We start from the raw sequence: 1,554 nt of genomic DNA on the forward strand, positions 1-1,554 counted from the left end.
AGATAACTCGTCATCAGCTCTCGGCCTTAGAATCCCGGATTTACCTAAGATTCCAGCCTACCACCTTAAACTTGGACAACCAACGCCAAGCTGGCCTAGCCTTCTCCGTCCCTCCATCGCAATAACCAGAAGTACAGGAATATTAACCTGTTTTCCATCGACTACGCTTTTCAGCCTCGCCTTAGGGACCGACTAACCCTGCGTCGATTAACGTTGCGCAGGAAACCTTGGTCTTTCGGCGTGGGTGTTTTTCACACCCATTGTCGTTACTCATGTCAGCATTCGCACTTCTGATACCTCCAGCAAGCTTCTCAACTCACCTTCACAGGCTTACAGAACGCTCCTCTACCGCATCATCCTAAGATGATACCCGTAGCTTCGGTGTATGGTTTGAGCCCCGTTACATCTTCCGCGCAGGCCGACTCGACTAGTGAGCTATTACGCTTTCTTTAAAGGGTGGCTGCTTCTAAGCCAACCTCCTAGCTGTCTAAGCCTTCCCACATCGTTTCCCACTTAACCATAACTTTGGGACCTTAGCTGACGGTCTGGGTTGTTTCCCTTTTCACGACGGACGTTAGCACCCGCCGTGTGTCTCCCATGCTCGGCACTTGTAGGTATTCGGAGTTTGCATCGGTTTGGTAAGTCGGGATGACCCCCTAGCCGAAACAGTGCTCTACCCCCTACAGTGATACATGAGGCGCTACCTAAATAGCTTTCGAGGAGAACCAGCTATCTCCGAGCTTGATTAGCCTTTCACTCCGATCCACAGGTCATCCGCTAACTTTTCAACGGTAGTCGGTTCGGTCCTCCAGTTAGTGTTACCCAACCTTCAACCTGCCCATGGATAGATCGCCCGGTTTCGGGTCTATTCCCAGCGACTAGACGCCCTATTAAGACTCGCTTTCGCTACGCCTCCCCTATTCGGTTAAGCTCGCCACTGAAAATAAGTCGCTGACCCATTATACAAAAGGTACGCAGTCACCCAACAAAGTGGGCTCCCACTGCTTGTACGCATACGGTTTCAGGATCTATTTCACTCCCCTCTCCGGGGTTCTTTTCGCCTTTCCCTCACGGTACTAGTTCACTATCGGTCAGTCAGTAGTATTTAGCCTTGGAGGATGGTCCCCCCATATTCAGACAAAGTTTCTCGTGCTCCGTCCTACTCGATTTCATGACTAAGAGATTTTCGCGTACAGGGCTATCACCCACTATGGCCGCACTTTCCAGAGCGTTCCGCTAATCTCAAAGCCACTTAAGGGCTAGTCCCCGTTCGCTCGCCACTACTAAGGGAATCTCGGTTGATTTCTTTTCCTCAGGGTACTTAGATGTTTCAGTTCCCCTGGTTCGCCTCTTGCACCTATGTATTCAGTACAAGATAACCATCTTATGATGGCTGGGTTCCCCCATTCAGACATCTCCGGATCAAAGTCTGTTTGCCGACTCCCCGAAGCTTTTCGCAGGCTACCACGTCTTTCATCGCCTCTGACTGCCAAGGCATCCACCGTATGCGCTTCTTCACTTGACCATATAACCCCAAGCAATCTGGTTATACTA

At 50.5% G+C, this 1,554-nt stretch carries 1 rRNA gene (cut by a window edge); it reads right to left on the bottom strand.

Annotated features, from left to right (window positions below):
• Positions 1-1,525, bottom strand: a 23S ribosomal RNA gene (locus ICA15_RS28410) (it extends 1,468 nt beyond the left edge of the window).
• Positions 1,526-1,554: the final 29 nt, after the last annotated feature.

The sequence above is a fragment of the Pseudomonas sp. P116 genome (assembly GCF_020149425.1).
Taxonomy (GTDB): domain Bacteria; phylum Pseudomonadota; class Gammaproteobacteria; order Pseudomonadales; family Pseudomonadaceae; genus Aquipseudomonas; species Aquipseudomonas anatoliensis.